27 protein-coding genes are annotated in these 26,293 nt (G+C 72.0%); 18 read left to right on the top strand and 9 right to left on the bottom strand.

Going from position 1 to position 26,293, the window contains the following annotated elements:
• Positions 1-2 precede the first annotated feature (2 nt).
• From ABD481_RS17560 to ABD481_RS17545, 4 genes are all read left to right on the top strand, one after another.
• Positions 3-968 carry an HpcH/HpaI aldolase/citrate lyase family protein gene (locus tag ABD481_RS17560; RefSeq protein WP_344666747.1) on the top strand — a complete coding sequence of 322 codons (966 nt, stop codon included), beginning with the start codon at positions 3-5 and terminating at the stop codon, positions 966-968.
• A 1-nt stretch (position 969) separates the two neighbouring features.
• Positions 970-2,169 (top strand): acyl-CoA dehydrogenase family protein, encoded by a 1,200-nt coding sequence (locus ABD481_RS17555; protein ID WP_344666746.1) that lies wholly within the window; start codon positions 970-972, stop codon positions 2,167-2,169.
• Between the two features lie 79 nt (positions 2,170-2,248).
• Entirely contained in the window at positions 2,249-3,112 is an 864-nt protein-coding gene (locus tag ABD481_RS17550) for an alpha/beta fold hydrolase (RefSeq protein ID WP_344666745.1), read from the top strand.
• A 116-nt stretch (positions 3,113-3,228) separates the two neighbouring features.
• Positions 3,229-4,032 (top strand): hypothetical protein, encoded by an 804-nt coding sequence (locus tag ABD481_RS17545; RefSeq protein WP_344666744.1) that lies wholly within the window; start codon positions 3,229-3,231, stop codon positions 4,030-4,032.
• 87 nt (positions 4,033-4,119) lie between these two features.
• Here ABD481_RS17545 and ABD481_RS17540 read toward each other — a convergent pair whose 3' ends face one another.
• Complete coding sequence (locus ABD481_RS17540; protein ID WP_344666743.1) at positions 4,120-5,208, bottom strand: DUF4328 domain-containing protein; 1,089 nt, start codon at positions 5,206-5,208, stop codon at positions 4,120-4,122.
• Positions 5,209-5,356: 148 nt separating this feature from the next.
• On the opposite strand from ABD481_RS17540, the gene ABD481_RS17535 reads away from it, so the two are divergent.
• The 7 genes from ABD481_RS17535 to ABD481_RS17505 all read left to right on the top strand — a co-directional run bounded on the left by ABD481_RS17535 (position 5,357) and on the right by ABD481_RS17505 (position 13,088).
• Entirely contained in the window at positions 5,357-5,860 is a 504-nt protein-coding gene (locus ABD481_RS17535) for a MaoC family dehydratase (RefSeq protein WP_344666742.1), read from the top strand.
• Between the two features lie 123 nt (positions 5,861-5,983).
• Complete coding sequence (locus ABD481_RS17530) at positions 5,984-6,616, top strand: DUF6758 family protein (protein WP_344666741.1); 633 nt, start codon at positions 5,984-5,986, stop codon at positions 6,614-6,616.
• Positions 6,617-6,779: 163 nt separating this feature from the next.
• Positions 6,780-7,988: a 1-deoxy-D-xylulose-5-phosphate reductoisomerase gene (gene dxr / locus ABD481_RS17525; RefSeq protein WP_344666740.1), complete on the top strand. Its 1,209-nt coding sequence runs from the start codon at positions 6,780-6,782 to the stop codon at positions 7,986-7,988.
• Positions 7,989-8,033: 45 nt separating this feature from the next.
• Entirely contained in the window at positions 8,034-9,263 is a 1,230-nt protein-coding gene (locus ABD481_RS17520; protein ID WP_344666739.1) for a M50 family metallopeptidase, read from the top strand.
• A gap of 305 nt (positions 9,264-9,568) precedes the next feature.
• A complete protein-coding gene (gene ispG, locus ABD481_RS17515; RefSeq protein WP_344666847.1) occupies positions 9,569-10,717 on the top strand; it encodes a flavodoxin-dependent (E)-4-hydroxy-3-methylbut-2-enyl-diphosphate synthase in 1,149 nt (382 codons plus the stop codon).
• Positions 10,718-10,884: 167 nt separating this feature from the next.
• Entirely contained in the window at positions 10,885-11,745 is an 861-nt protein-coding gene (locus ABD481_RS17510) for a GNAT family N-acetyltransferase (RefSeq protein ID WP_344666738.1), read from the top strand.
• Positions 11,746-11,822: 77 nt separating this feature from the next.
• Entirely contained in the window at positions 11,823-13,088 is a 1,266-nt protein-coding gene (locus ABD481_RS17505) for a hypothetical protein (protein ID WP_344666737.1), read from the top strand.
• Positions 13,089-13,167: 79 nt separating this feature from the next.
• Here the strand turns inward: ABD481_RS17505 and ABD481_RS17500 are convergent, their stop codons facing one another.
• From ABD481_RS17500 to ABD481_RS17490, 3 genes are all read right to left on the bottom strand, one after another.
• Positions 13,168-13,668, bottom strand: a complete 501-nt coding sequence (locus ABD481_RS17500; protein WP_344666736.1) for a methylated-DNA--[protein]-cysteine S-methyltransferase — start codon at positions 13,666-13,668, stop codon at positions 13,168-13,170.
• Complete coding sequence (locus tag ABD481_RS17495; RefSeq protein ID WP_425559203.1) at positions 13,665-15,359, bottom strand: DNA-3-methyladenine glycosylase 2 family protein; 1,695 nt, start codon at positions 15,357-15,359, stop codon at positions 13,665-13,667. Before ABD481_RS17495 ends, ABD481_RS17500 begins: the two co-directional genes overlap by 4 nt.
• A gap of 91 nt (positions 15,360-15,450) precedes the next feature.
• Positions 15,451-16,452 (bottom strand): hypothetical protein, encoded by a 1,002-nt coding sequence (locus tag ABD481_RS17490; protein ID WP_344666735.1) that lies wholly within the window; start codon positions 16,450-16,452, stop codon positions 15,451-15,453.
• Between the two features lie 156 nt (positions 16,453-16,608).
• Here ABD481_RS17490 and ABD481_RS17485 point away from each other — a divergent pair, with 156 nt between their 5' ends.
• Positions 16,609-18,357, top strand: coding sequence for a proline--tRNA ligase (locus ABD481_RS17485; protein ID WP_344666734.1), 1,749 nt, complete (start codon positions 16,609-16,611; stop codon positions 18,355-18,357).
• Positions 18,358-18,442: 85 nt separating this feature from the next.
• Complete coding sequence (locus ABD481_RS17480; protein WP_344666733.1) at positions 18,443-20,044, top strand: serine/threonine-protein kinase; 1,602 nt, start codon at positions 18,443-18,445, stop codon at positions 20,042-20,044.
• Between the two features lie 139 nt (positions 20,045-20,183).
• On the opposite strand, the gene ABD481_RS17475 is transcribed toward ABD481_RS17480, so the two are convergent.
• Positions 20,184-20,591 carry a ferritin-like domain-containing protein gene (locus ABD481_RS17475; protein WP_344666732.1) on the bottom strand — a complete coding sequence of 136 codons (408 nt, stop codon included), beginning with the start codon at positions 20,589-20,591 and terminating at the stop codon, positions 20,184-20,186.
• Positions 20,588-21,196: a hypothetical protein gene (locus ABD481_RS17470; RefSeq protein WP_344666731.1), complete on the bottom strand. Its 609-nt coding sequence runs from the start codon at positions 21,194-21,196 to the stop codon at positions 20,588-20,590. The genes ABD481_RS17475 and ABD481_RS17470 overlap by 4 nt, the downstream gene beginning before the upstream one ends.
• Before the next feature lie 155 nt (positions 21,197-21,351).
• Between ABD481_RS17470 and rimP the strand changes: the two genes are divergently transcribed.
• Positions 21,352-21,966, top strand: coding sequence for a ribosome maturation factor RimP (rimP, locus tag ABD481_RS17465; RefSeq protein ID WP_344666730.1), 615 nt, complete (start codon positions 21,352-21,354; stop codon positions 21,964-21,966).
• A 5-nt stretch (positions 21,967-21,971) separates the two neighbouring features.
• Positions 21,972-22,952, top strand: a complete 981-nt coding sequence (gene nusA / locus ABD481_RS17460) for a transcription termination factor NusA (RefSeq protein WP_344666729.1) — start codon at positions 21,972-21,974, stop codon at positions 22,950-22,952.
• Positions 22,953-23,036: 84 nt separating this feature from the next.
• Here the strand turns inward: nusA and ABD481_RS17455 are convergent, their stop codons facing one another.
• Entirely contained in the window at positions 23,037-23,438 is a 402-nt protein-coding gene (locus ABD481_RS17455; RefSeq protein WP_344666728.1) for a GlcG/HbpS family heme-binding protein, read from the bottom strand.
• 102 nt (positions 23,439-23,540) lie between these two features.
• Between ABD481_RS17455 and ABD481_RS17450 the strand changes: the two genes are divergently transcribed.
• Positions 23,541-24,377 (top strand): helix-turn-helix transcriptional regulator, encoded by an 837-nt coding sequence (locus ABD481_RS17450; RefSeq protein ID WP_344666727.1) that lies wholly within the window; start codon positions 23,541-23,543, stop codon positions 24,375-24,377.
• Positions 24,378-24,395: 18 nt separating this feature from the next.
• On the opposite strand, the gene ABD481_RS17445 is transcribed toward ABD481_RS17450, so the two are convergent.
• Together ABD481_RS17445 and ABD481_RS17440 are read right to left on the bottom strand one after the other, a co-directional pair.
• The gene (locus tag ABD481_RS17445; protein ID WP_344666726.1) at positions 24,396-24,917 is read right to left on the bottom strand and encodes an SRPBCC family protein; all 522 of its coding nucleotides are present in this window, start codon (positions 24,915-24,917) and stop codon (positions 24,396-24,398) included.
• Positions 24,914-25,312 carry an ArsR/SmtB family transcription factor gene (locus ABD481_RS17440; protein WP_344666725.1) on the bottom strand — a complete coding sequence of 133 codons (399 nt, stop codon included), beginning with the start codon at positions 25,310-25,312 and terminating at the stop codon, positions 24,914-24,916. Before ABD481_RS17440 ends, ABD481_RS17445 begins: the two co-directional genes overlap by 4 nt.
• A 168-nt stretch (positions 25,313-25,480) precedes the next feature.
• Between ABD481_RS17440 and ABD481_RS17435 the strand changes: the two genes are divergently transcribed.
• Together ABD481_RS17435 and ABD481_RS17430 are read left to right on the top strand one after the other, a co-directional pair.
• The gene (locus ABD481_RS17435) at positions 25,481-25,777 is read left to right on the top strand and encodes a YlxR family protein (RefSeq protein ID WP_344666724.1); all 297 of its coding nucleotides are present in this window, start codon (positions 25,481-25,483) and stop codon (positions 25,775-25,777) included.
• A gap of 183 nt (positions 25,778-25,960) precedes the next feature.
• The coding region (locus tag ABD481_RS17430; protein WP_344666723.1) for a translation initiation factor IF-2 N-terminal domain-containing protein at positions 25,961-26,293 on the top strand (333 nt) is incomplete at its 3' end.

Raw genomic sequence — 26,293 nt, 5'->3', positions numbered from 1 at the left:
CCATGTCCGAGTCCGCACGACCCCAGCGCCCGCGCCGCTCCTGCCTGGCCGTTCCCGGCTCCAACCCGCGCTTCCTGGAGAAGGCGCAGGGCCTGCCGGCCGACCAGGTGTTCCTGGACCTGGAGGACGCCTGCGCGCCGCTGGCCAAGCCCGAGGCCCGGCACACGATCGTGAAGTTCCTCAACGAGGGGGACTGGACCGGCAAGGCCCGCGTGGTGCGCGTCAACGACTGGACCACCGAGTGGACCTACCGCGACGTGGTGACGGTGGTCGAGGGGGCCGGGCCGAACCTGGACTGCATCATGCTGCCCAAGGTGCAGAACGCCGCCCAGGTGCAGGCGCTGGACCTGCTGCTCACCCAGATCGAGAAGACGATGGGCTTCGAGGTCGGGCGGATCGGGATCGAGGCCCAGATCGAGAACGCGGCCGGCCTGGTCAACGTCGACGAGATCGCGGCGGCCAGCCCCCGGCTGGAGACCATCATCTTCGGCCCGGCCGACTTCATGGCCTCGATCAACATGAAGTCGCTGGTGGTCGGCGCGCTGATCCCGGGCTACCCGGCGGACCCCTACCACTACATCCTGATGCGCATCCTGATGGCGGCGCGGATGCACAACCTCCAGGCCATCGACGGCCCGTTCCTGCAGATCCGGGACGTCGACGCCTTCCGCGAGGTCGCCGGGCGCTCGGCGGCGCTGGGCTTCGACGGCAAGTGGGTGCTGCACCCCGGGCAGGTCGAGGCGGCGAACGAGATCTACTCGCCCTCGCAGGAGGACTACGACCACGCCGAGCTGATCCTCGACGCCTACGACTACTGCACCTCCGAGGCCGGCGGGAAGAAGGGCTCGGCGATGCTGGGCGACGAGATGATCGACGAGGCCTCGCGCAAGATGGCGCTGGTCGTCGCGGGCAAGGGCCGCGCGGCCGGGATGGCCCGCACCACCTCCTTCGAAGTCCCGGAGGCCTGAGATGGGGCGGCTGGCGCAGACCGAGGGCCTCACCGACATCCAGCAGGAGATCCTGGCCACGGTCCGGACCTTCGTGGACAAGGAGATCATCCCGGTCGCGAACGACCTGGAGCACGCCGACGAGTATCCGGCGCAGATCGTCGAGGGCATGAAGGAGATGGGCCTGTTCGGGCTCATGATCCCCGAGGAGTACGGCGGCCTCGGCGAGTCGCTGCTGACCTACGCGCTGGTGGTCGAGGAGATCGCGCGCGGCTGGATGTCGGTGTCCGGGATCCTGAACACCCACTTCATCGTCGCCTACATGATCAAGCAGCACGGCACCGACGAGCAGAAGGCGCACTTCCTGCCGGCGATGGCCGATGGCGAGGTGCGCGCCGCCTTCTCGATGTCGGAGCCGGCCCTGGGCTCGGACGTCGCGGCGATCACGACCAAGGGCGTACCGTCCGCCGACGGCGCCGAGTACGTGATCAACGGCCAGAAGATGTGGCTGACCAACGGCGGCTCCTCCACCCTGGTCGCCCTGCTGGCCCGCACCGACCTGGGCGAGGCCGCGCCGCACAAGAACCTGACCACCTTCCTGGTGGAGAAGCCGGCCGGCTTCGGCGAGGTCGCGCCGGGCCTGACCGTCCCCGGCAAGATCCAGAAGATGGGCTACAAGGGCGTCGACACCACCGAGCTGGTGCTGTCCGACTACCGGATCCCCGCCGACCGGATCCTCGGCGGCGTGCCCGGCAAGGGCTTCGCCCACATGATGGACGGCGTCGAGGTCGGCCGGGTCAACGTCGCGGCCCGGGCCTGCGGCATCGCCGTCCGCGCCTTCGAGCTCGGCGCCGCCTACGCGCAGCAGCGCACCACCTTCGGCAAGCCGATCGCCCAGCACCAGGCCATCCAGTTCAAGCTGGCCGAGATGGGCGTCAAGGTCGAGGCCGCGCACGCGATGATGGTGCGCGCGGCCAAGGTCAAGGACTCCGGCCGCCGCAACGACCTCGAAGCCGGGATGGCGAAGTACCTCGCCGCCGAGTACTGCAAGGAGGTCGTCGAGGACTCCTTCCGGATCCACGGCGGCTACGGGTACTCGAAGGAGTACGAGATCGAGCGGCTGTACCGCGAAGCGCCGATGCTGCTGATCGGCGAGGGCACCGCGGAGATCCAGAAGATGATCATCGGGCGGCGGCTGCTGGAGGACTACAAGGCCAAGTAGGCCCCCGGCTCGGCCTTGCGCCGCCCCGCGCCGCCGCCGTGCGATCATGGCCGGGGGGCCTGCGGAAGGAGGCGCGGTCGTGAGGTTCGTGGACGATCGCGGGACGCTGCTGCACGTGGTGCGCGACGGCGGGACCGGGCCGGTGGTGCTGTTCGTCCAAGGGCTGGCCGGCGCCTGGTTCGAATGGGACCCGGTGGTGCCGCTGCTGTCCGGCGGGCACCGGCTCGTCCGCTTCGACCGGCCCGGGCTGGGCTGGTCGCAGGAGCAGACCGGACCCGACCGGTGGCCCGCGGCGCAGACCCTCGCCGGGGAGGCGGAGCGGCTGGGCCGGGTGCTCGACGGGGTCGGCCTCGGCGACGAGCGCGTCATCGTGGTCGCCCATTCCTACGGCGCCTTCCACGCCGAGGCGTTCGCCCGGCTGCACCCCGAGCGGATCGCCGGGGTCGTCTTCGTGGACGCGAGTGTGGAGCCTGACATCCGCCCGGCGGCCGGCACCCCGGGCCGCGGCGTGGCCCGGGCCGTCTCGCGCGGCACGCAGCTGCTCGGCCTGAACCAGGTGCTGGGTCCGGCGCTGCGGCGCCTGGTGTATCAGGCCGCGAGCACCACCCGCCGGGATCCGGACCCCGGAGCGGGCCGCGCCGTGTACCGGTCGAGCCGGGTGGCGCGGGCCGTTGCTAACGAGTTGGTGTCATATCGGGGCGTCGCGGTGGAGCTGCTGGAGCTCCGCTGCGAGCACCCGTTCCCAGAAGTGCTGGTGCAGGTGCTGGTGGGCACCGCGGGTGCGAGCGAGGGCGGATACGCGGCGCAGTGGCTCGAACGCCAGCGCGGATTCGCGGGGTTGTTTCCCGGTGCCGAAGTCGTAGAGTTGGCCGATGCCAAACACCTGATTGCCACGGACCGTCCGGACGCCGTCGCCACCGCCGTGCGCTCGCTGGGTTTTTGAGTGGTCGCTCCCGCTGCGGGGTCCGATTGCGGCAGGATGGTGCTTCGAGGCGGTTGATGAGCGCGAACGTATAGGGCGGGAAGCTAACAGTGGCGACTTACTACGTCATAGCGAGGATGGACGGGACACGCTTCGTAGGGCCGGACCACCACAAGGTCGACCTCTACGACGCCATAGAGCGGAACGTGACAACGTTCATCCCCTCGGCGTGGCAGGACCACGATCCACTCTCCATGGACGACGACGAGGCGTCGCCGAAGTCGGACGTCCCGGTGGGCCTGCTGGTGTATCCCGATCCGGCGCAGGCGGGCCTGGGCATCGCCGACGACATGACGCTGTCGCTGGGCATCGACGGCGGCTTCCGGATGTTCCAGCTGCAGGCGGTGCCGGCGCCGGAGCACTACACGCCGTCGAGCGCGGTCGGGGCCAAGGCCATCGTCACCCGGGAGTTCCTGGTGGTCGCCGAGGTGCCGGCCTGGTGGGCCTTCGGTCCGCACGGCCGCCACGTCAACGGCCTGATCACGGCCGTGTCGAACCTGGGACGCCAGCAGGTGGACCAGATCGGCGCCGGGATGGAGCGCACCGACGTCATCTTCGAGGTGGACCGCCGCGAGGTGCTGGACGCCGCGGACCTGGAGCTGATGCGCCACGACCGCGTCGGCGCCGCGCGGGTCGCGCGCGGCTACGCGCGGGCCGCCACCTATCGGGCCTGGGATCGCGACGCCGGCCTGTCGCGGGCCGCGTCGCTGATCGGCGACCTGGCGCACGCCACCGTGGTCGGCGACGTGCTCAGCGAGGAGCAGCTGGGGCTGCTGCTGAAGAAGCTGACGCCGCACATCTCCGAGGTGCTGCCGGCCGGCGAGATGGAGCCCTACGGGACCGTCGTCGTCGGCGACGACGACGAGGACTTCGAGGACTGACCGGCGCCGGGCGGGTCCGAGGCTTCGGGCCGGCTCGTCGCGGCTCGGATCAGCCCGGGCCCGGACCGGCGCGGAAGCCGCACCGGTTCAGCTCGGCGGCACCAGGCCTTCGGTCGGCGCGGCCGAAAGCTCCTGCTGAACCGGAACAGCGTCCTGAACCGGAACAGCGTCCTGAACCGGAACAGCGTCCTGGATCGGGACCGCGTCCTTGATCGGAATCGCGTCCTGGACCTGGATCGCGTCCTGCGTCGGGGCGGCCGTCGACTGATACTGCGGCGGCACCGCGTCCTGGACCGGGTACGGCGCGGGCGGCGGCATCGGCATCGGCGCGGGCATCGGGTAGCCGCCGGGGACCGGGCCGCCGTATCCGTACCCGTACTCGCCGTAGGGCGTCACTCCCTGCCAGCTCCGCGAGCCGGGGCCGCCGTACCAGTCGCCCTCGGCGTTGCGCAGCTTCTGCGTCCTGGTGATGGTCTGCACGTAGCAGATCGCCAGCACCGCGGCCACGATCAGCAGGGGCAGAGCGACCAACGCCGTGGTCGTCTGGGTCTGCATCGCCTCCAGATACGTGTGGGGGTCCCCGCCCTCGGCCTTGCGGACGTCGCTGTTCGTGCCGCTGACGCCGAACATCACGAACCAGCAGGCGACGAACGCCGCCCACCACCAGCCGGTGATGTAGCCGCCGCTGTTCACGTGCTTGCGCTGCCGTCCGGACATCGTGCCCTTGTAGACGTCGCGCGCCACCAGGCACGGGATGACCCACACCGCGAGCGGGATGAACCAGCCGCCGATCGACCAGCCCACGCTCATGGTGCCGTGGCCCGGGGCGTAGATCTCGGCGTTGTTGCGGGCGGCCCAGAACCAGCACATGAACACCACGATGGTGCCCAGGACCGTCAGTACCAGCAGGCCGTCGCCGGCCCGGACCAGCGAGTCCGAGGTGTCGGCGCTGTTCAGGTCGATCGAGACCGGATCGTTCAGGGCGGTGTCCAGCAGCGAGGCCCGCCAGCTCAGTGCGCCGATGCTCAGCAGGGCGAACAGCACGTCCAGGCCGAGCAGGACCGACACGGCGGTGCCCAGGCCGCCGACCGAGGTCTTGACCGGCCGCACCGGCTGGTGGAACCCGTATCCGTAAGGCGGCGGCTGGCTGTAGCCGGCGGCATGCGTCCCATACACGCGGGGCATCCCATCAGGGCTCGAGCCCGCCGTCAAGAACGTGGCGGACCTCACCGCCGCGCGTACTACTGACCGGTAGCCCTGTGCGCGAAGATGACAGCGGCAGCGCCGACCGGTGGAGGCGGCGACCGGGTGAAGGGATCCGTTCATGCAGTTCGGCCGGTACTACGAGGAGTTCGAGGTCGGTGCGGTGTACAAGCACTGGCCGGGCAAGACCGTCACCGAGTACGACGACCATCTGTTCTGCCTGCTCACCATGAACCACCACCCGCTGCACCTGGACGCGAACTACGCCGAGCAGACCACCGACTTCAAGCGCAACGTCGTCGTCGGCAACTACATCTACTCGCTGCTGCTGGGCATGTCGGTGCCGGACGTCTCCGGCAAGGCGATCGCGAACCTGGAGGTCGAGTCGCTGCGGCACATCGCGCCGACCTTCCACGGCGACACCATCTACGGCGAGACCGAGGTCCTGGACAAGACCGAGTCCCGGTCCAAGGACGACCGGGGCGTGGTCCACGTCGAGACCAAGGGCTACAAGCAGGACGGCACGGTGGTCTGCGTGTTCCGCCGCAAGGTGATGGTGCCCAAGCGCTCCTACGGCGACGCCCGGGGCGGCGAGCAGCCCGGGCGTCCGGTCCCGGCGGCGTAGCGCCGCGCCCGGGCGGGTCCGGGTCGGGCCGGGGCGGCACACCCCGCCCCACCTCGGCCCGCCGCCGCCATCCGGGTGACGGGGCTTGACGGATCGCCGCCCACCGGAGGACCGTCAGTCTCTATGAAGGCCGAGCCCAGCTGCCCACGCTGTGGGGGCCGGGTGCGCGCACCCGGACTGCTGTCCGCGACCTGGCAATGCGACCTGCACGGCAGCGTGCAGCCGCTGCAGCCGGTTCAGCCGCCGACGGCGAAGGACCTCGCCGAGGCCGCGGCGAACAGCCAGGTCCCGATGTGGATGCCCTGGCCGCTGCCCACCGGCTGGGAGTTCACCGGCGTGGTGCACGCCGGGGACGAGGCCGGCGCCCGGGCCACCGCGGTGGCCTGCGCCGGGCCCAACCCGTTCGGCGGCCTCGGGGAGCTGATGCTGATCGCCGAGGAGATGGGGATCGGCCTCGGGGCCCGGCTGGCCGGCATCGAGGGCCCGGACCCCGGCGAGATCTTCGAGGAGACCGCCGCGCACGCCAAGCTGTACGCGGCCGGCCGCTCCACCTCCATGTGGTGCGTCCCGGACACCGGGGACCGCGCGGTGTTCCTCGGCGAGGCCGGCGGCCTGTGGCTGTGGGCCGTGCTGTGGCCGCACGACGCCGCCCACCTGATGTACGACGACCTGGTGCTGACCGACCTGCGCGACGCCACCGGCGAGATGGACTGGATGCCGGTCGGCGGGCTGTCGGCCCGGCTGCTGGACATGTAGCGGGGCGTCGGCGACCGGGCCGGGTCACCGGTGCGGGGCGGAACCGGGCACGTCGGCGTGAACCTTGCGCGTGAACCCTGCGCATGAACCTTGCGCGTGAACCTTGTGTGAGCGCCGGTTCGCGGCCGCCGGAGGCCCGCCGCCGGTGGGCCAGAATGTGGCTGTGACCCACACTCCCCGCGACATCATCCTGCTCGGCTCGACCGGCTCCATCGGCACCCAGACCCTGGACCTGGTGGCCCGCAACCCCGACCGGTTCCGGGTGGTCGGCCTGGCGGCCGGCGGCGGCAACCCCGCGCTGCTCGCCGAGCAGGCGCTGGCCACCGGGGCCCGCACGGTCGCGGTCGCGAAGGGCAGTGCCGCGCAGGACCTGAACCTCGCCTTCTACGCCGCCGCGCAGCAGCGCGGGTACTCGGCCGGGGAGTTCAAGGTCCCGGAGATCCTGGCCGGGCCGGGGGCCGCCGCCGAACTGGCCGCGCGCCCGGCGGACATCGTGCTGAACGCGATCGACGGCGCGGCCGGCCTGACCGCCACGCTGGCCGCCCTGGACGCCGGCCGGATCCTGGCGCTGGCCAACAAGGAGTCGCTGATCATCGGCGGGGACCTGGTCACCCGGCGGGCCAAGCCGGGGCAGATCGTGGCCGTGGACTCCGAGCACTCGGCGCTCGCGCAGGCGCTGCGCGGGGGCGCGAAGGAGGAGGTCGACAAGCTCGTCGTCACCGCCTCCGGCGGCCCGTTCCGGGGCCGGAGCCGGGAGCAGCTGTGGGACGTGTCCCCCGAACAGGCGCTGGCCCACCCGACCTGGAGCATGGGCCCGCTGGTCACCTGCAACTCCGCGACCCTGGTGAACAAGGGCCTGGAGGTGATCGAGGCGCATCTGCTGTTCGACGTGCCCTTCGAGCGCATCGAGGTGGTGGTGCACCCGCAGTCGATCGTGCACTCGATGGTGCAGTTCGTGGACGGCTCGACGCTGGCCCAGGCCAGTCCGCCGGACATGCGGATGGCCATCTCGCTGGCCCTGGGCTGGCCGCACCGGGTGCCGGACGCGGCCCCGGCGATGGACTGGACCAAGGCCTCCACCTGGGAGTTCTTCCCGCTGGACGACGCGGCGTTCCCGGCGGTGCGGCTGGCCAAGCAGGTCGGTGCAACCGGCGGTACCGCTCCGGCCGTCTTCAACGGGGCCAACGAGGAGTGCGTGGGCGCCTTCCTGGGCGGCCGCCTCCGCTTCCCGGCGATCGTCGATACCATCGAACGGGTGGTCGCCGAACACGCCGGTTCAGCGAGCTCTCAGGGTGGGGACCTTACCCTGGAGGCCGTTCTGGAGGCGGACGCCTGGGCACGTGCGCGGGCACGTGAACTCACGGCCGGCTGAGAACGTGGAAGCAGGCATACCGTGCCGACGACGTTAGGTGGATAAGTGGGCCCGCTAGGCATCATCCTGTTCATCCTGGCGATCGTCGGATCGATCATGCTGCACGAGGCCGGGCACATGGTGTGCGCCCGCAAGGCCGGCGGCAAGGTGACCGAGTTCTTCGTCGGGTTCGGGCCGCGGCTGTGGTCGTTCCGCCGGGGCGAGACCGAGTACGGCGTGAAGGCCGTCCCGGCCGGCGGCTACGTCAAGATCATCGGAATGACGGACCTGGAGCCGATCGATCCCGAGGACGAGCCCCGCGCCTTCTACCGCAAGCCGCTGGGCTGGCGGCTGCTGACGCTGTCGGCCGGCTCGATCACGCACTTCCTGATCGCCCTGACGCTGCTGCTGCTGGTCCCGCTGACCTGGGGCGTGAAGTCGCAGGACCTGTCCGGCACGGTCGGCGCGGTGACCCAGTGCCTGCGGACCACGGCCGGGGAGTGCACGGCGGCCGACGCCCCGAGCCCGGCCAAGGCGGCCGGCCTGCGCGACGGGGACAAGATCGTCGCGGTCGACGGCGTGGCGGTCGGCGGCTGGCAGGACGTCGTGGACCAACTGCACAAGAACCAGCCGTCGCTGGGCTCGAACAGCCAGCCGACCGGCGCCCCGCGCCCGGTGCAGGTCACCTACGTGCGGGACGGGCAGCGGCAGACGACCAGCATCACCCCGGCCGTCGGCAACGTCTCGGTCGACCCGGCGAAGGTGCAGCTCGGCCTGATGATCGGGATCCAGGCCCCGCGCCTGGCCTACACCCACCCCGGGTTCCTCAACGAGGTCGGCAACGGCTTCACCACCTTCGGCTCGTTCGCCAAGGGCTCGGTGACCGGCCTGATCGACATCCCGGCCTCGATCCCCAAGCTGTTCCAGGCCACCACCAGCGACAAGCCCCGCGACACCAGCTCCCCGGTGGGCCCGATCGGCATGGCCAGCCTGTCCGGCGGCGTGATCGAGAACGAGGGCTACGGCGGCTTCCTGTACTTCGTCGCCAGCATCAACATGTTCATCGGCATCTTCAACCTGCTGCCGCTGCTGCCGCTGGACGGCGGCCACATCGCGATCGCGCTGTACGAGGCCGGGCGCCGCAAGGTGGCCAAGCTGGCCGGCCGTCCGGACCCGGGCCGGGTGGACCTGAACAAGCTGATGCCGGCCGCGTTCACCTTCCTGGTGCTGTTCGTCGGCCTGTCGCTGCTGCTGATGGCCGCGGACATCACGAACCCGCTGAAGTTCCCCAGCTGAGCCCCGGGCGCCACCCGGCGCTCCCGGGCGCTCCCCGGCACGACCGATGCGCGGCGGATCCGACGGATCCGCCGCGCATCCGCACCTTGTCCGGAAGCTGTGCTGGTCCTGCTGGTTCGCCAGGGAACGCCAGGTTTGCCGATCAGCCCCGCGCAAGGCTGTGACCTGCGCCACTGTGGCGCCGGTGAAGGCCAGGTGAAAATCTTCCGGGGGCGTTCGGGGCCGCCCCCGGAGTGCCGTAGCGTAATGGGTGAGCAGAAGACCATCCACGGAACGGTGAGACCTTGACCGCCATCGCGCTGGGCATGCCCGCACTCCCGACCAAGCCTCTGGCCATCCGTCGCAAGTCCCGCCAGATCATGGTGGGGAACGTCCCGGTCGGCGGCGACGCGCCGGTGTCCGTGCAGTCGATGACCACCACGCTCACCAGCGACGTGAACGCCACGCTCCAGCAGATCGCGCAGCTCACCGCGGCCGGCTGCCAGATCGTGCGGGTCGCGGTGCCGTCGCAGGACGACGCCGACGCGCTGCCGGCGATCGCCCGCAAGTCGCAGATCCCGGTGATCGCCGACATCCACTTCCAGCCCAAGTACGTCTTCGCCGCGATCGACGCCGGCTGCGCCGCGGTGCGGGTGAACCCGGGCAACATCAAGGCCTTCGACGACAAGGTCGGCGAGATCGCCAAGGCGGCCAAGGCGGCCGGCGTGCCGATCCGGATCGGCGTGAACGCCGGCTCCCTGGACAAGCGGCTGTACGAGAAGTACGGCAAGGCCACCGCCGAGGCCCTGGTGGAGTCGGCGCTGTGGGAGTGCTCGCTGTTCGAGGAGCACGACTTCCGCGACATCAAGATCTCGGTCAAGCACAACGACCCGGTGGTGATGATCAACGCCTACCGGCTGCTGGCCGAGCGCTGCGACTACCCGCTGCACCTGGGCGTCACCGAGGCCGGCCCGGCGTTCCAGGGCACCATCAAGTCCGCGGTCGCCTTCGGCGCCCTGCTGGCCGAGGGCATCGGCGACACCATCCGGGTCTCGCTGTCCGCCCCGCCGGTGGAGGAGGTCAAGGTCGGCATCCAGATCCTGGAGTCGCTGAACCTGCGCCAGCGCGGCCTGGAGATCGTCTCCTGCCCGTCCTGCGGGCGCGCCCAGGTCGACGTCTACAAGCTCGCCGACCAGGTGAGCGCGGCGCTGGACGGCCTGAAGATCCCGCTGCGGGTGGCGGTCATGGGCTGCGTGGTGAACGGCCCCGGCGAGGCCCGCGAGGCCGACCTGGGCGTGGCCTCCGGCAACGGCAAGGGCCAGATCTTCGTCCGCGGCGAGGTCATCAAGACCGTGCCGGAGGCGCAGATCGTCGAGACCCTGATCGAGGAGGCCTTCAAGCTGGCCGGCGAGATGGGCATCGAGATCGACGCCGAGACCGGCGAGATCATCGAGACCGTGAGCGCGGGCCTGTAGGACCGCGGACCGGGGTGCCCGCGCCGTTCCGTTACGGGATTCCGGCGAAGCTCCCTATTCTGGTCCTCAGAGCCATGGAGAGCTCCACGGTCACGGCTGCGCACCGAAAGGACGCATCGTCGGTGCGCGGTCGCCTCCGCGTCGTACAGTGAACTGGTGATCGTGCGATGAGCGTTTTGTCGAGGGTCCGCGGGACGGGCACCCGGACCCTGGGCGCGGCCGATCTGGCCGACGTCCAGGGCGTGCTGGCGCGCGACCCCGTGGCGAACGTCTTCGTGGCCTCCCGGGTCGAGGCCTCCGGGCTCGACGCCTGGCGGATGGGCGGCGAACTGTGGGGCTACCACGTCAACGGCCGCCTGGAGTCGGTGTGCTACTCCGGGGCGAACCTGGTCCCGGTCGAGGCCGGCCCGGACGCCGTCCGCGCCTTCGCCGAGCGGGCCCGCCGCCAGGGCCGCCGCTGCTCCTCGATCGTCGGGCCGGCCCAGAGCGCGGTCGCGCTCTGGGACCAGCTGCGGCCGTCCTGGGGCCCGGCCCGCGAGGTCCGGGCCGACCAGCCGCTGATGGTGATCCGCGGCTCCTCGCCGACGGTGGAGCCGGACTTCCGGGTCAAGCCGGTGACGCCGGACCAGATCGACCTGCTGCTGCCGGCCTGCATAGCGATGTTCACCGAGGAGGTCGGCGTCTCGCCGCTGGGCGACGACAACGGCAACTCCTACCGGGCCCGGGTCTCCGAACTCGTGCACGCCGGGCGCGCGTTCGCCTGGATCGAGGACGGCCACGTGGTGTTCAAGGCCGAGATCGGCGCGGTGACCAGCCAGGCCTGCCAGATCCAGGGCGTGTGGACGCACCCGGCGCTGCGCGGTCGCGGGATCGCCGGGGTCGGGATGGCCGCCGTGGTCGAGTACGCGCTGCGGGACTTCGCCTCGGTGGTGAGTCTGTACGTGAACGACTACAACGCTCCGGCGCGCGCCGTCTACCGGCGGGTGGGTTTTGAGGAAGTCGGCGCTTTCGCGTCGATTCTGTTCTAAATGTCCTGAGCTTTGTTCCAGCCGCCACAGTGTTGGGAATCCTCTGATGGGCGATTCCCGACACCGAGGGGGTGTTCATGCCCGAGGAGTACTCCGGGCCGGACGACGAGGCCGAGATCGAGGAACAGCCGACCTACGCCGCCCGGATCCGGGCGCGATTGCGCTTCCGGCAGCTGAGCGCGCTGGTGGCCTGGTCGATGTCGGTGGCGCTGGCCGGGGTGGCGATCGCGATCGCGATGATCTGGGTGCATCCGGAGCCGGGGCAGTGGCGCGAGTTCTTCCTCAATGTCACCGGCGAGGTCGGCGGCGGCCTGGCGGTGGCGTTCTTCCTGTCGCCGGTGTTCCTGGCCATCCGGTCGTTCGCGAACGAGAAGTTCGGCACCATCGCCGAGTACGCGCCGATGGCCGGCTACGAGCGCTTCCCGTACCTGAAGTTCATCGAGCGCCTGGAACGCTGCGACGACCTGGTGCGGATCATGGACACGTCCAGCAACATCCTCGACGTCACCACCGCCGAGGGCGACGAGGTCGACGAGCGGCACCGCTGCGTCACGGCACTGACGAACGTGCTCTCCGGCGACAACGAGGTCCGGGTCGAGATCCTGCTGCTGGACCCGACCTCCGACGCGGCCCGGCAGCGCAGCGCGGATCTGCGGGGCGAGGGCATCGACATCGCGGCCGGGGTGGGCCGCAACCTGGCCCTGCTGAACGGCGTCCGGCACCGCCTCCCCGAAGGCGCGCGCATGAAGCTGCTGGTGAAGCTGTACAACGCGACGCCGGCCTGTGCCTACTACCGCGTCGACGACCGGGCCTCCATCGCGTTCTACTCCCTGCGCACCGCCTCCGAGCAGGGCGCGCACGTCGACGTCGCGATGAAGGAGAAGCTCGGGAAGATCGTCAACGACCACTTCCGCGACATCCGCGCCGATCCCGAGAGCATCGACATGCTCGACTACCTGTACGGCACGCTGGTCGTCGGTCGGCGCAAGGAACACGTCGCGTGGATCGAACAGGACGACCGGCTCTACATCGCGCTGGCGTCGACGCGGGAGAACCCGGTCGCGTGGACGGCGGCGCCGAGCGCGGGCGGCGGAATCATCGCGCGGTTGCAGACCTACCGGCACGAGGACCGCGAGTACCGCGCGATGCGGCTGCTGCCCTGGGCCGAGTGCGGGGCGCTCGGGGTACTGATGGAGGAGAAGTACGGGGTCGAGTTCCAGGTGGTGTTCGAGCTGGCGCCGGTGGCCGGGGAGGTCGGCGGTGAGGGCGGCAGTGAAGGCGGCAGCGAGGCCGGCAGCGAGGGCGGTGTGGCGGTGCTGCCCGGACAGGTGGCGGCGCCCTGATAGGCGGCCGTCTTTGCGGGCGGGCGCACGGCTTTGGCCCGCGACGCGTGGTCGCGAGCCAAAGCCCTGCGCCGCCGGCTCAGACCTCTGCGTGCTGCTTCTCGTGGGCGAGGAGCGTGGCCTTGCATTCGAGGCCATAGAGGAAGTTCTTGCTGGAGCCGTCGCTGCGGACGATGCGGTGGCAGGGCACGAACAGTGCGATCGGGTTCGAGGCGCAGGCCGAGCCGGCGGCGCGGACCGCGTTCGGGTTGCCGGCGGTGGCGGCGAGTTGGGTGTAGCTGATCGTGCGGCCCGGCTCGACGGTCCGCATGGCGTCCCAGGCCCTGGTCCGGAAGGGGCCGGTGGCGCGGTAGGCGATGGTGACGTCGTCGATCGCGCCGAGGTCGCCGTCGAAGTAGGCGTGGACCTTCTTCGAGACGTCCTCGTGCGGCCCGGGCTCCGGCACCGCGGTGCCGAGCAGGCCCGCGAGGAACGCCGGGTCGTCGGTGAAGCCGGCGGCGTGGACGGTGTCCTCGGCGTCGGCGACCACGGTGAACGGGCCCGCCGGGGTGGCGATGGTGGCGTAGGTCAAGGTGCTCACTGGGTGTTCCCTTCGCTGGTGGTGGAAGCCCACAGGTGGAGTGCGGCGTAGGCGCGCCAGGGGCGCCAGGCCTCGGCGTGGGCGAGGAGCGCCTTCTCGGTGCCGGGCAGGCCCAGCGCCTCGGCCTGGCGCCGCAGCACGAGGTCGCCGACCGGGAAGGCGTCCGGGTCCCCGAACACGCGCAGCGCGATGTAGTCGGCGGTCCACGGCCCGATGCCGGACAGCGCCAGCAGCCTGGCCCGGGCCTCGGCGCGGTCCACGCCCCGGTCCAGCACCAGGTCGCCGGACGCGACCGCGGCGGCCAGCGTGCGGAGCGTGGCGGTGGTGCGCCGGGTCAGGCCCAGGCCCTCGTAGTCGCCCTCGGCGAGGGTCTCCGCCCGGGGGAACGGAAGGAGGGGTGCTCGATTGTCGATAAAGTGACCGACGGAATCAGGGTTCGAGTCCGCGGGCGGTTCGGGCACTGGCGCCGCCTCCGATGGGGGCACGGCCGCCTCCACCGCCACCAGTGCCGCCTCCGGCACCAGCGCCGCCTCCGCCGCCAGTTCCACCGCGGTGAAGCGCTGGACCAGGCGGGCCGTCAGGGTGCGGGCCGCGGCCACGCTGATCTGCTGGCCCAGGACCGCGCGGACCGCGATCTCGAAGCCGTCGACCGCGCCCGGGACGCGCAGCCCCGGGCGGGCCGCGACCAGCGGGGCCAGCGCCGGGTCGGTGCTCAGGGCGGCGGCCACCTGGGCCGGGTCGGCGTCGAGGTCGAGCAGGTCGCGGCACCGGCGGACGGCCACCGCCACGTCGCGCAGGTCCTCCACCGACAGCCGGGCGTGGATCACGCCCGCGTCGTCGCGCAGCTCCACCTGGCCAGTGCCGTGCGGCAGGCGCAGCGCCCGGCGGTAGACCGCGTCCGGGCCGGTCCCGGCCACCTCGTCGACGCCGGGCACGGCGCGGTCGCCGAACCAGCCGAGCAGGGCGCCGAAGTCGAACGGAGCGCGGTAGCCCAGGCGCAGGGTCAGGGCGCCGTCGCCGTCCACGGCGCTGCCGACCAGCTCGGCGGCCGCCGCGCCGCTGCCGAAGCGGGTGCGGATGTCGCTCGGAGTGGCGCCGAAGGCCTCCCGGACTGAGTCGTTGAACTGGCGGATCGAGCCGTAGCCGGCCGCGAAGGCGATGTCCGAGACCGGCAGCGACGTCGACTCCAGCAGCAGCCGCGCGGTCTGCGCGCGCCGGGAGCGGGCCAGCGTCAACGGGCCCACGCCGAGCTCGGCGACCAGGACCCGGTGCAGGTGGCGCTGGCTCACCGCGAGCGTCCGGGCCAGCTCGGCGACGCCGTCGAGCTGGTCGGCGGCGCCGTCGGCGATCAGCCGCAGCGCGCGGCCGGCCAGGTCGGCGCGCACGTTCCAGTCCGGCGAGCCCGGCACCTTGTCCGGGCGGCAGCGGCGGCAGGTGCGGAAGCCGGCGGCCTCCGCGGCGGCGGCCACCCGGAAGAACCGCACGTTCTCCGGCTTCGGCGTGCGGGCCGGGCAGATCGGGCGGCAGTAGATGCCGGTGGTGGTCACGCCGGTGAAGAATCGGCCGTCGAAGCGGGTGTCGCGGCTGGTCACGGCGCGGTAGTAGGTGTCGAAGTCGTCCTGCAGTTCGGAACCGCGGCGCGGAGCGCCTCCCTGCGGGTCGGTGGTCGGGTGAGGGGCTGGCCTGGACATACCTCGAGTCTGCCGCACTGGCGGCAATCGGACTGGCGGGATTCGGACCTGACCGTCCGTGGCGCCGGCCGTGCCGCCGTCGGCGGCGCTCTCAGCGGCGCGGGTGCCCCGCCGTGAACGCCTGTTCCCGCCAGTACAGGAACGCCGACTCCGGGTCCCCGGTGTACGCCCACGGCACCCGCACCGCATGCGACCCGATGGCGTCGAACAACGCCCGGGTCTCGTCCGTGTCCACCCGGCCCGAGTGCACCATGGCGTGCAGCAGGTAGTTCCGGTCCAGGTCGGCCTGCGCGTGCGGCACCGTCGCCGACGCCCGCCAGCTGCGCAGGACCTGGTCGACGTCGGTCGACACCAGCCGCCGCCCCCAGTGCCCGTGCGGCGACGGCCGCGTCGGCGGTCCGACGCCGACCGTCGTCGCCCGGTAGACCTCGGCGTGCCCGACCAGCGGCAGCACCGCCAACGGCGACCCGGTAGGCGCCTCCGCGGCCAGCCAGTAGGCGAAGTCGTACATGTCGGCGTGCGATCCGCACCAGGCCGCGAACAGATACGTCAGCGCCTCGTGGTGGCCGTCGCGGTGGAAGGCGTCCCGGGCGCGCATCTCCTGCCACCGGCGCCAGAAGCCGTCCCTCCCGGCCTGCCCCGTCCGCCGCCCGCGGTCGGCGGCGCGCGCCAGCGTCAGCATGATCGCCCACGGCGTCGGATCCGAGGGGGCCATCTCGGCGGCGTGCTCGCACAACCCCTGCGCCTCGGCGGCGGTCTCCAGGAATCCGGCGGCGCCGGACTGCGCCCCGCGCAGCGCGCGCACCGTCTCCACCTGGGCCCGCAGCAGCGCGGCGTCCGGATTCACCGGCTCCAGCACCTGCCACCGCTCCACCCACGAGGAGTTGGCCACCGCCTCGGCCAGCACCCGCACCCGGTGGCTGCGCCGGTCCCACCGCGGACCGGTCCCGCCGCGGCGGGTCTCGGCCAGCACCTCCCGCGCCGGACCCCACTCCCCGGACGCCAGCGCGTCCCGCGCCTCGGCCAAGGCGAGGTCGCCGAGCGCCGGGTCCAGGGTGACCCGGAGGACGTCGTTCCGCGTCTTCGCCGCCATACTTCCGCACGGTAGCGGCCTGACAGGTGATTCGGGAGGGGCAATCTGAGGGGCTTCGCGGCGATATCCCTCCGGTAATCGGCGAGCGATCTTGCCGGAGCCGGATATCCTCGCAGGGCAGAAGCACCATCGGACCGAGCCCCAAGGAGCACTCCCGTGATCTGGCGTATGTCGTCGCTGTTCCTGCGAACCCTGCGCGAGGACCCGGCGGACGCCGAGGTCCCGAGCCACAAGCTCCTGGTGCGCGGCGGGTACGTCCGCCGCGTGGCTCCCGGCATCTACTCCTGGCTGCCGCTGGGCAAGCAGGTGCTGGAGAACGTGACCCGCGTCGTCCGCGAAGAGATGGACCGCATGGGCGGCCAGGAGGTCCAGTTCCCCGCGCTGCTGCCCCGCGAGTACTACGAGGCCACCGGCCGCTGGACCGAGTACGGCGACAACCTGTTCCGGCTCCAGGACCGCCGCGGCAACGACTACCTCCTCGGCCCGACCCACGAGGAGATGTTCACCGACATGGTCAAGGGCGAGGTCTCGTCCTACAAGGACCTGCCGGTCACGCTCTACCAGATCCAGACCAAGTACCGGGACGAGGCGCGGCCCCGCGCCGGCATCCTGCGCGGCCGCGAGTTCCTCATGAAGGACTCGTACTCCTTCGACTTGGACGACGAGGGCCTGAAGCACTCCTACGCGCAGCACCGCGACGCCTACATCCGCACCTTCGAGCGGCTGGGCATCACGTACAAGATCGTCTCGGCGATGTCCGGCGCGATGGGCGGCTCGGCCTCCGAGGAGTTCCTGGCCACGGCGCCCACCGGCGAGGACACCTACGTGGCCTGTCGCAACTGTGGCTACGCGGCCAATGTCGAGGCCGTCGAGACCGCGCCCGGCGCGCCTCAGGACCCGAACTCGCACCCCGCGCTCCAGGTGCTGGACACCCCCGACACGCCGACCATCGACTCGCTGGTCGAGGTGGTCAACGGCCTTGGCATCGCTATCGAGGCCAAGGACACGCTGAAGAACGTCGTGGTCAAGGTCAGTTACCCGGGCGTGAAGGGCTACAAGGTCCTGATCGTCGGCCTGCCCGGCGACCGTGAGGTCGACCTCAAGCGCCTGGAGGCCTCGGTCGCGCCCGGCGAGGTCGAGCTGTTCGAGGCCGAGGACTTCGCCCAGCACCCCAAGCTCGTCCGCGGCTACATCGGCCCGGTCGGGCTGAAGGAGGCCGGCTACGACTACCTGGTCGACCCCCGGGTCGCGGTCGGCACCGCCTGGGTCACCGGCGCCAACGAGGCCGGCAAGCACGTCGCTTATGCGGTGGCCGGCCGGGACTTCGACATCGAGGGCACCATCGAGGCCGCCGAGGTGCGGGCCGGCGACCTGTGCCCGCGCTGCGGCCACGAGCTGTCCATCGACCGCGGCATCGAGATCGGCCACATCTTCCAGCTCGGCCGCAAGTACGCCGACGTCGCCAAGCTCGACGTGCTGGGCAAGGACGGCAAGCCGGTCCGCGTCACCATGGGCAGCTACGGCATCGGCGTCTCGCGCGCGGTGGCGGTGCTCGCCGAGCAGCTGCACGACGAGCTCGGGCTGGTCTGGCCGCGCGAGGTGGCGCCCGCCGACGTGCACATCGTGGCGGCCGGCAAGGACGAGGCCATCTACGAGGCCGCGAACCGCTTCGCCGAGGAGCTCGGCGCGCGCGGCGTGCGGGTGCTGTACGACGACCGGATGGGCAGCGTCACGCCCGGCGTGAAGTTCAAGGACGCCGAGCTGATCGGCATCCCCACGATCGTCGTGGTCGGCCGCAACCTGGCCGACGGCGTGGTCGAGGTGCGGGACCGCAAGAGCGGCGAGAAGACCGAGGTCGCGACGGCGGACCTGGTCGAGCACGTCCACGCGGTGGTCAAGGGCTGAGGCCCGCCGCCGGCGGACTCGGTGCTCCCGCCGAGTCCGCCGGGCATCTCGTCGGATCATCAGTGCGACGCGCAATAATCGCCCCATGGAATCTCCGACGCCGGGCACCGTCATCGCCGAGCGCTACCGCCTGACCCAGCCTTTGGGGTCGGGCAGCAGCGCGGTGGTGTGGGAGGCGCACGACTCCAGCCTGGACCGCCCGGTCGCGGTGAAGCTGCTGCACGGCGGCGCGGCCACCCACCCGGCGGGCCGCGAGCAGCTGCGCCGCGAGGCGCTCGCGCTGGCGCGCCTGTCCCATCCGCGCGTGACCACCGTCTTCGACTACGTCGAGTGGCCGCAGCCCGACGGCAGCTTCCAGCCCGTCCTGGTCACCGAACTGCTGACCGGGCTCAACCTGGAGGAGCGGCTCGCGCAGGGCCCGCTGATGGAGAACGACGCGCGGGTGGCCTGCCAGCAGCTGGCCACCGCGCTGGAGGCCGCGCACAAGGCCGGGATCATCCACCGCGACCTCAAGCCCGGCAACGTCATGCTGCTCTCCGACGGCGTGAAGCTGCTGGACTTCGGCATCGCGCAGGCCTCCTCCGACACCGACGCCACCACCGGCGTGGTGATCGGGACGCCGTCCTGCATGGCGCCGGAGCAGCTGACCGGCCGCGGCGCGCTGCCGGCCTCGGACGTCTACGCGCTGGGCTGCGTGCTCTACTGGTGCATCGCCGGGCACGCGCCGTTCCAGGGCGTGACCGTGGACCAGGTGGTCCGCGGCCATCTGCACCTGCCGCCGCCCCCGCTGCCCGCCTACGGCCTGCCGCCGCAGATCCTCGGCCTCTACCGGCAGTGCATGGCCAAGAACCCGGCCGACCGGCCCACGGCCGCGACCGTGGCCGGCGTCCTGGAGCTGCGCAGCGCGGCCGCCACGGTGGGCGCTCCGGCGAGCGGCGCGGCCCCGGCCGGCGAGCGGCCGCCGGCCAACCGCACGATGGTGATGCAGGCCTACGACCCGCCGCCGCCCACCTACAAGGCGGAGCAGGAGCAGCAGCTCCCGTACATGGCGCGGCGCATGCGGATCCCGTCGCAGTCCGACGAGTCGGACGGCTATCCGGCGCAGCCGGTCTTCGACGCCCCTGCCCCGCGCCGCTACTCCTGGCTGGTGCTGGTGATGGTGGCGCTGCTGGTCGCGGTGATCGCGGCGGCCGGGACGGCGATCTTCATGAGCGGCCGGGACGCGGAGAAGAAGGCCACTTCCTCGCCGCCGCCCGGGATCACCGGATCGCCGGCCCCGAACACGCCGGCCTCGCTGCCGACCACGCCGCCGAGCGTGCCGGGCACGACGGCGGTCAGCCCGCCGGCGGCCGGCGGCCCGCCGACCGCCGATCCGAGCGCCGACCCGATCGGCTACCTGGAGGGGATGCGGCGGCAGATCGACGGTTTCATCGCCCAGGGGCCCGACACGATCGAGCCCAACACCGGGCGTGACCTGCAGAACTCGCTGGCCGACGTGGAACAGAGCGTCCAGGCCGGGCAGCCCGACTTCAAGGGCCACAAGCTGCGGGACGTCCAGAACAAGGTCGACGACCTGCTGTCGCGGATCGGCGACGACGAGGACCAGAAGAAGATCGGCCACACGGCGGCGCACACGCTGTCCGACGAGCTCCAGCAGGTCGGCGACGCCATCGACAGCCACGGCTGAGCGGGCACGGCGCGCCGACGGCGTCGAATGGCCCGTCGGCGCCGGCGACCCCCGATGCCTCCAGCGGCTCCAGCGGCTCCAGCCGTCGTCAAGGCGGCCCGGCCATCCTGACCGTCCCCCTGCGAGGACCGTTCCCGGGTCAGCTCCGTTCGGGCAGGCCCGGGAACGCCACCGACGTGCCGCGCCAGCGCACCGCGCGCACCGCGGCGTCGGTCAGCCATTCCAGCCCGGTGCGCCGCACGTCGCCCGACGAAGCCTGCACCACGTCCGCGTACGAGGCGCCGAGCCGCTCCTCCAACTGGGCCGCCAACCGGGTGGCGTCGGCGGCGCCGGCGACCGGGAACGGCAGCGCGTAGGCCGGTGCCGCCGCGACCGGCTTGTCGCCCTGTGCCTCGATCAGGCCGATGAGGATGTCGCGCCGGGCCCGGTGGGTGTCGAACGCGTTCCGCGCGGCGTCGCGCTGCGCGCCGGCGAGCCGGACCGTCAGGACCCCGTAGCCGTACACCGCCGCGTGCTCGTTCTCCAACGCGGCCTGGAGCGGGGTCACGCCGCGCCGCCCAGCAGCAGTGCGGCGTGGCCGGACTCGGAGGCGGCGACCGACGCCAGCAGCATCGCGGTGCCGCCGTCGGTGGCCAGGATGTCGGCCGTCCGGGCGGCGGCGGCGTCCTGTTCGGCCTTGACCAGCGCCGCGACCGCGGACTTCGCGTCCTGGGGCGCGGCCGGGGAGGTGGCCGCCGTGGAGGTGGCGGCGGTGCTCGTGGCAGTGCTCGTGGCGGTGGTGCTCGTGGCAGTGGCGGTGGTCGGGGCCGAGGTCGCGGAGGGCGTCGGCGTCGCGCCGCCCTGATAGCCGTCCCTTATCGCGGCGGCGTGCGAGGCGTGCTCGGCCCGGACGGCGGTGAGCTTGGCGGTCAGCGCGGTGTCGGCGGCGACGGCCGGCAGCGCCAGCGCCGCGTCGTACCGGGCCACCAGGTCCGCCTCGGCGGCCAGCGCGCGGTCCCGGACCGCGTCGGCGGGGGCGGAGGGCGGTGCGCCGGACCCGGCGCCGGCGGCCGGACTCCCGGACTTGGCCGGCGAACCGCAGGCACCCAGTAGCGTCACACCCGACGTCATCAACACCATGCGTCGCGTCAGTATCACCGGCACCCAGCTCACCGGCCAAAGTGTAGCGATTCCGGGTGCCGCCCCGACGGGAGCGCACCTCGGCGTGGAACGGATACTGTGTTGGCTACGAGTTGCCTACCAGCGACTGCTACGCACAGCGACAGCACCCCGAACGGCTACCGCACGACAACTGCACAAGGAGAACGATGAGCACCCCCCGAACCGGAGCGCCGGCGGACCGGTTGCAAGCGCTGCTGGAGCCGGCTGTCACCGCCGCCGGCTACGACCTGGAGGCCGTCCGCGTCTCGCAGGTGGCCCGGCGGCGCCGCGTCGAGGTGACAGTGGACGGCGACCAGGGCGTGTCGCTGGACGCCGTCTCCGACCTCACCAGGGTGGTCTCCGACGTGCTCGACGGCCCCGAGGGCGCCGCGGTGATGGGCGATCAGCCCTACCTGCTGGAGGTGAGCTCGCCGGGCACCGACCGGCCGCTGACCCTGCCCAAGCACTGGCGCCGGGCGAAGGGCCGTCTGGTCCGCTGCGTGCTGCGCAACGGCGGCGACGTCACCGGCCGGGTGCTCGACAGCGACGAGGACGGCGTCCTGCTGGAGGTCGCCGGGAAGAAGAAGGGCCAGACCGAGGAGCGCCGCCTGGCGTTCGCCGACGTCGCCAAGGCCCGGGTGGAGATTGAGTTCTCCCGCAAGGATGACGAGACTGACGACCTCGCCGCCAGCGGCGACGTCGACGGCGACTTCGAGGGCGATGACGACGGCGCGGCCGACGACATCGACCTCGCCGACGCCGACGAGGCCGAGGAGGGCTGAGGACCATGGACATCCCCACCAGTGCGCTGCGCGACCTGGAGAAGGACCGCGGGATCCCCTTCGAGAAGCTGGTCGAGGACATCGAGGCGGCCCTGCTGATCGCGTACAAGCGCACCGACGGCGCCAAGCCGCGGGCCCGGGTCCAGGTGGACCGGGCCAGCGGCCACGTCACGGTGTGGGCGGTGGAGGACATCGAGGACGGCACCACCCGCGAGTACGACGACACGCCGAACGAGTTCGGCCGCATCGCCTCCACCACCGCCAAGCAGGTGATCCTGCAGCGGCTGCGGGACCACGAGGACGAGCAGACCTTCGGCGAGTTCTCCGGCCGCAAGGGCGACCTGATCACCGGCGTCGTGCAGCAGGGCCGGGACCCGCGCGCGGTGCTGGTCAACATCGGCAAGATCGAGGGCACGCTGCCGGCCGCCGAGCAGGTGCCGGGCGAGGACTACCGGCACGGCGAGCGCGTCAAGTGCTACGTCGTCGACGTCCGCCGGGGCCAGCGCGGCCCGCAGGTGACGCTCTCGCGCACGCACCCGGACCTGGTGCGCAAGCTGTTCGCGCTGGAGGTCCCGGAGATCGCCGAGGGCGCGGTGGAGATCACCGCGATCGCCCGCGAGGCCGGGCACCGCACCAAGATCGCCGTCCGCTCGCACCGCGCCGGGGTCAACGCCAAGGGCGCCTGCATCGGCCCGATGGGGGCCCGGGTCCGCAACGTGATGGCCGAGCTGCACGGCGAGAAGATCGACATCGTGGACTGGTCCGACGACCCGGCCGAGATGGTCGGCAACGCGCTGTCCCCGGCCCGGGTGTCGAAGGTCCAGGTCGTGGATCTGGACCAGCGCAGCGCCCGGGTGATCGTGCCGGACTTCCAGCTGTCGCTGGCGATCGGCAAGGAAGGGCAGAACGCCCGGCTGGCGGCCCGGCTCACCGGCTGGCGGATCGACATCCGCTCCGACGCCGAGCAGCCCGAGGAGCAGTCCTGATCCCCAGCCGCGACGGGCGGGGCGCGAGACGCCGAAGCGAGTGAGGGCCTCCCGACCGGGAGGCCCTCACTCGTGGTTCAGCGCCTACAGCGCTTTGGTGGCCGCCTCGGCCACCGCCACGTCCTGCTCGACCAGCCCGCCGGCCACGCCGATCGCGCCGACGACGGCGCCGTCCGCCGTGGCCAGCGGCAGGCCGCCGCCGAAGGAGACCAGGCCGCCGTTGGTGGACTCGACGCCGTAGATCGGGCCGCCGGGCTGCGACATCTCGCCGATCATCGAGCTCGGCACCGGGAACAGGGCCGAGGTTCTGGCCTTGCGCAGGGCGACGTCCAGTGAGCCCAGCCAGGCTCCGTCCATCCGTTGGAAGGCGACCAGGTTCCCGGCCGGGTCGACGACCGCGATGTGCACGCGGACGCCCAGTTCCCGGGCGGTCTCCTGGCCGGCGGCGATGAGTCGGGAAGCGGTTTCGAGGTTCAGAGTGCTCATGGCGTCCAGGCTGGCCGCCGCGGCGGCGAGCAACCAGAGCCCGGACGTTCCTGGGGACGGCTGCCCCAGGAACGCGCGCCGCCGCGGTGCGATGCTGGTCCGGTGAGCAAGCTCGGAGAGTTCCTGAAGGCGAAACGCGCGGCGACGGCGCCGGAATCGGTGGGGCTGCGCGCGGTGGGCAACCCGCGGCGGGTGAGCGGACTGCGGCGCGAGGAGGTCGCGCAGCTGGCGGCGATGAGCGTCGACCACTACACGCGGCTGGAGCAGGGCCGGGTGACGACCGCCTCGGACAGCGTGCTGAACGGGATCGCCACCGCGCTGCGGCTGACCGAGGCCGAGCGCACCTACCTGGGCGTCCTGGCCCAGCCGCCGGCCCGCTGCCCGGGCCCGGCCTGTGCCGACCGCTCGGTCCATCCGCTGGTCCACGACCTGATCGGTGCGATGCGCGACGTCCCGGTCCTGGTCATCGACCCGCGCGGGGACATCGTGGCCTGGAATGAGCTCGCGGTCGCGCTCTACTTCGACTTCGCCGAGCTGCCGCCGCCGGAGCGGAACATGGTCCGGATGCTGTTCCTGGAACCGCGGGTCCGGGGCATGCACCGGAACTGGGACGAGGTCGCCACGGCCACCGTGGCCCGGACCCGGATGAGCGCCGGCCAGCTGGCCGGCGACCGGCGGATGGCGGAGCTGGTCGCCGAGCTGCTGGCCGCGGACCCCGAGTTCCGCCGCCTGTGGGGCGGGCACCAGGTGCTGGCCAACGACACCTTCCAGAAGCTGTTCGACCACCCCGTGGCCGGTCCGCTGGTCCTGGACTGGCAGGCGCTGGCCGTGGCCGCGGACCCGGACCTGACGCTGATCGTGTTCACCGCGCCGGCGGGATCGGCGTCCGCGGACTCGCTGCGGATGCTCGGGTCGTGGAGCTTGAGCCGGGAAGTCTGAGCCGGGAGTCCGAGCCGCTCAGCCCGCCGCGGCCGGAGCCGCCGCCGGAGCTTCGGCCGAGAGCTCGGCCAGCACTTCGGCGAGCCGGTCCATCGACTGCTCGATCCCGAAGTTCATCCCCGAGGACAGCGCGCCCTCGCGGGTCTCCAGCGAGGGGAACACCGAGCGCTGCGTCAGCCGGGTGCGCCCGTCCACCACGCTGAACCGGTGGATCTCCAGCGCCACCTCGCCCGGCACGCCCTCGTACTCGAAGGTCTGGACGATCAGCGTGTCCGGCTCCACGGTGTGGAACACGCCGTTGAACGTCGCCCGGGCCTCGCCCAGGTGTCCGCCGTGGTGGGTGTAGCGGTAGCGCCCTCCGGTGCGGGCGTCGTACTCCTCGATGTCGATCTCCAGGTCCCGCGGCCCGAGCCAGCGGGCCACCAGGCCGGGCTCGGTGAGGGCCCGGAACAGCTGGGCCGGGGTGGCGTCGAAGTCCCGGGTGACGTCCAGGAACGGGGTGCCCTCCGGGGCGTTGATCGTCGTCGCGTGGTCGGTCATCGTTCTTCCTCCAGTTCCAGGGTCTCCTGCTTCAGCGTCTCCAGCACCGCGTCCAGCCGGCGGAACCGGCCCTCGGCGGCCAGCCGGTAGCCGTCGATCCAGCCGGTGAGGGCTTCCAGGGCCGCCGGGTTCAGATGGCAGGGACGGCGCTGCCCGTCCCGGGTGCGGGTGATCAGGCCGGCGTCCTCCAGTACCCCGATGTGCCGGGAGACCGCCTGTTTGGTGATCGGGAACAGCTCGGCCAGCTCGTTCACCGTGGCCTCGCCGCGGGACAGCCGGGCCACGATCGCCCGGCGCACCCGGTCTCCCAGGGCCGCGAAGGCCCGGTCGAGGACGGCGTCGGGGTCCGCCCCGCCCGCCGGTCCCGGGACCGGGTCCGCCTCATTGTCAACCATTATTTTGATCAACCATCCCTTTAATCAACCGATGTGTTGACTATAGGTCGGCGCCGACGCGGCGTCAACCCGGGCCGGGCGGCCAGGTGGGGGGTCCGGGAGCGGCGGGAACGGCGTCCCCCGGGTAACCCGGAACCGCGGATGTGATCGGAGGCGCTAGACTGAGACGTGTCCAGCCAGACGGATGCTTCGGCATGCCCCGCCACACCGGTTCGCCCTGTTCCGGTGCGCACGTGTGTGGGGTGCCGGGCAAAAGCGGCGAAGACGGAACTGCTGCGCGTCGTGGCGGTCGAGGGCGCTGTCGTCCCCGATCCGTCCGGGCGGGCGCCCGGACGGGGGGCGCACCTTCACCCCGATCCGGGATGCCTGGCCCTCGCTGAGAAGCGGCGGGCGTTCCCGAGGGCGCTGCGCGTGGACGGTCCGTTGGAAACAACGGCGGTCCGGGCGTTGTTGGAAAGCAGCTGAAGCACGAATCCCGTCCGCGTCGGATGCGCGGTGCGGGGAGCCACAGTGAAGCACAGCCCAAGTACTAGTCGGAAGCGGGTCGAGTCAGGCGATGAGCACTCGATGAGCAGCAACACGCGATGAGTACGCCCATGCAGTAAACAGACGGTTCGCGGGACAGACGCGGGCCGAAGAAGGAGTGAAGTGGCCAAGGTCCGGGTCTATGAACTCGCCAAGGAGCTCGGAGTGGAGAGCAAGGTCGTCATGGCCAAGCTCCAAGATCTGGGTGAGTTCGTCCGTTCGGCGTCCTCCACCGTTGAGGCGCCGGTCGTCCGTAAACTGATCGACAGCATTCAGGCCGAGTCCGGCGGTGCCAGGAGTGGCGCCCCGAGGCCGGCCCCGGCGCAGTCCGCGCCCGCCGCCTCCGGCGGCGCCCCCGCCGCGCACCGTCCGGCGGCATCCTCGTCCTCCGCGCCGCGTCCCGGCGCCCCCAAGCCCGGCCCGCGTCCGGGCCCGGTCGCGCCGAAGCCCGGCCCG

Origin of the sequence: Catenulispora yoronensis, assembly GCF_039531695.1 — a bacterium.
Taxonomy (GTDB): Bacteria; Actinomycetota; Actinomycetes; order Streptomycetales; family Catenulisporaceae; genus Catenulispora; species Catenulispora yoronensis.
Note: the sequence above shows the minus strand (reverse complement) of the source record. Positions and strands in the feature narration are given on the sequence as shown.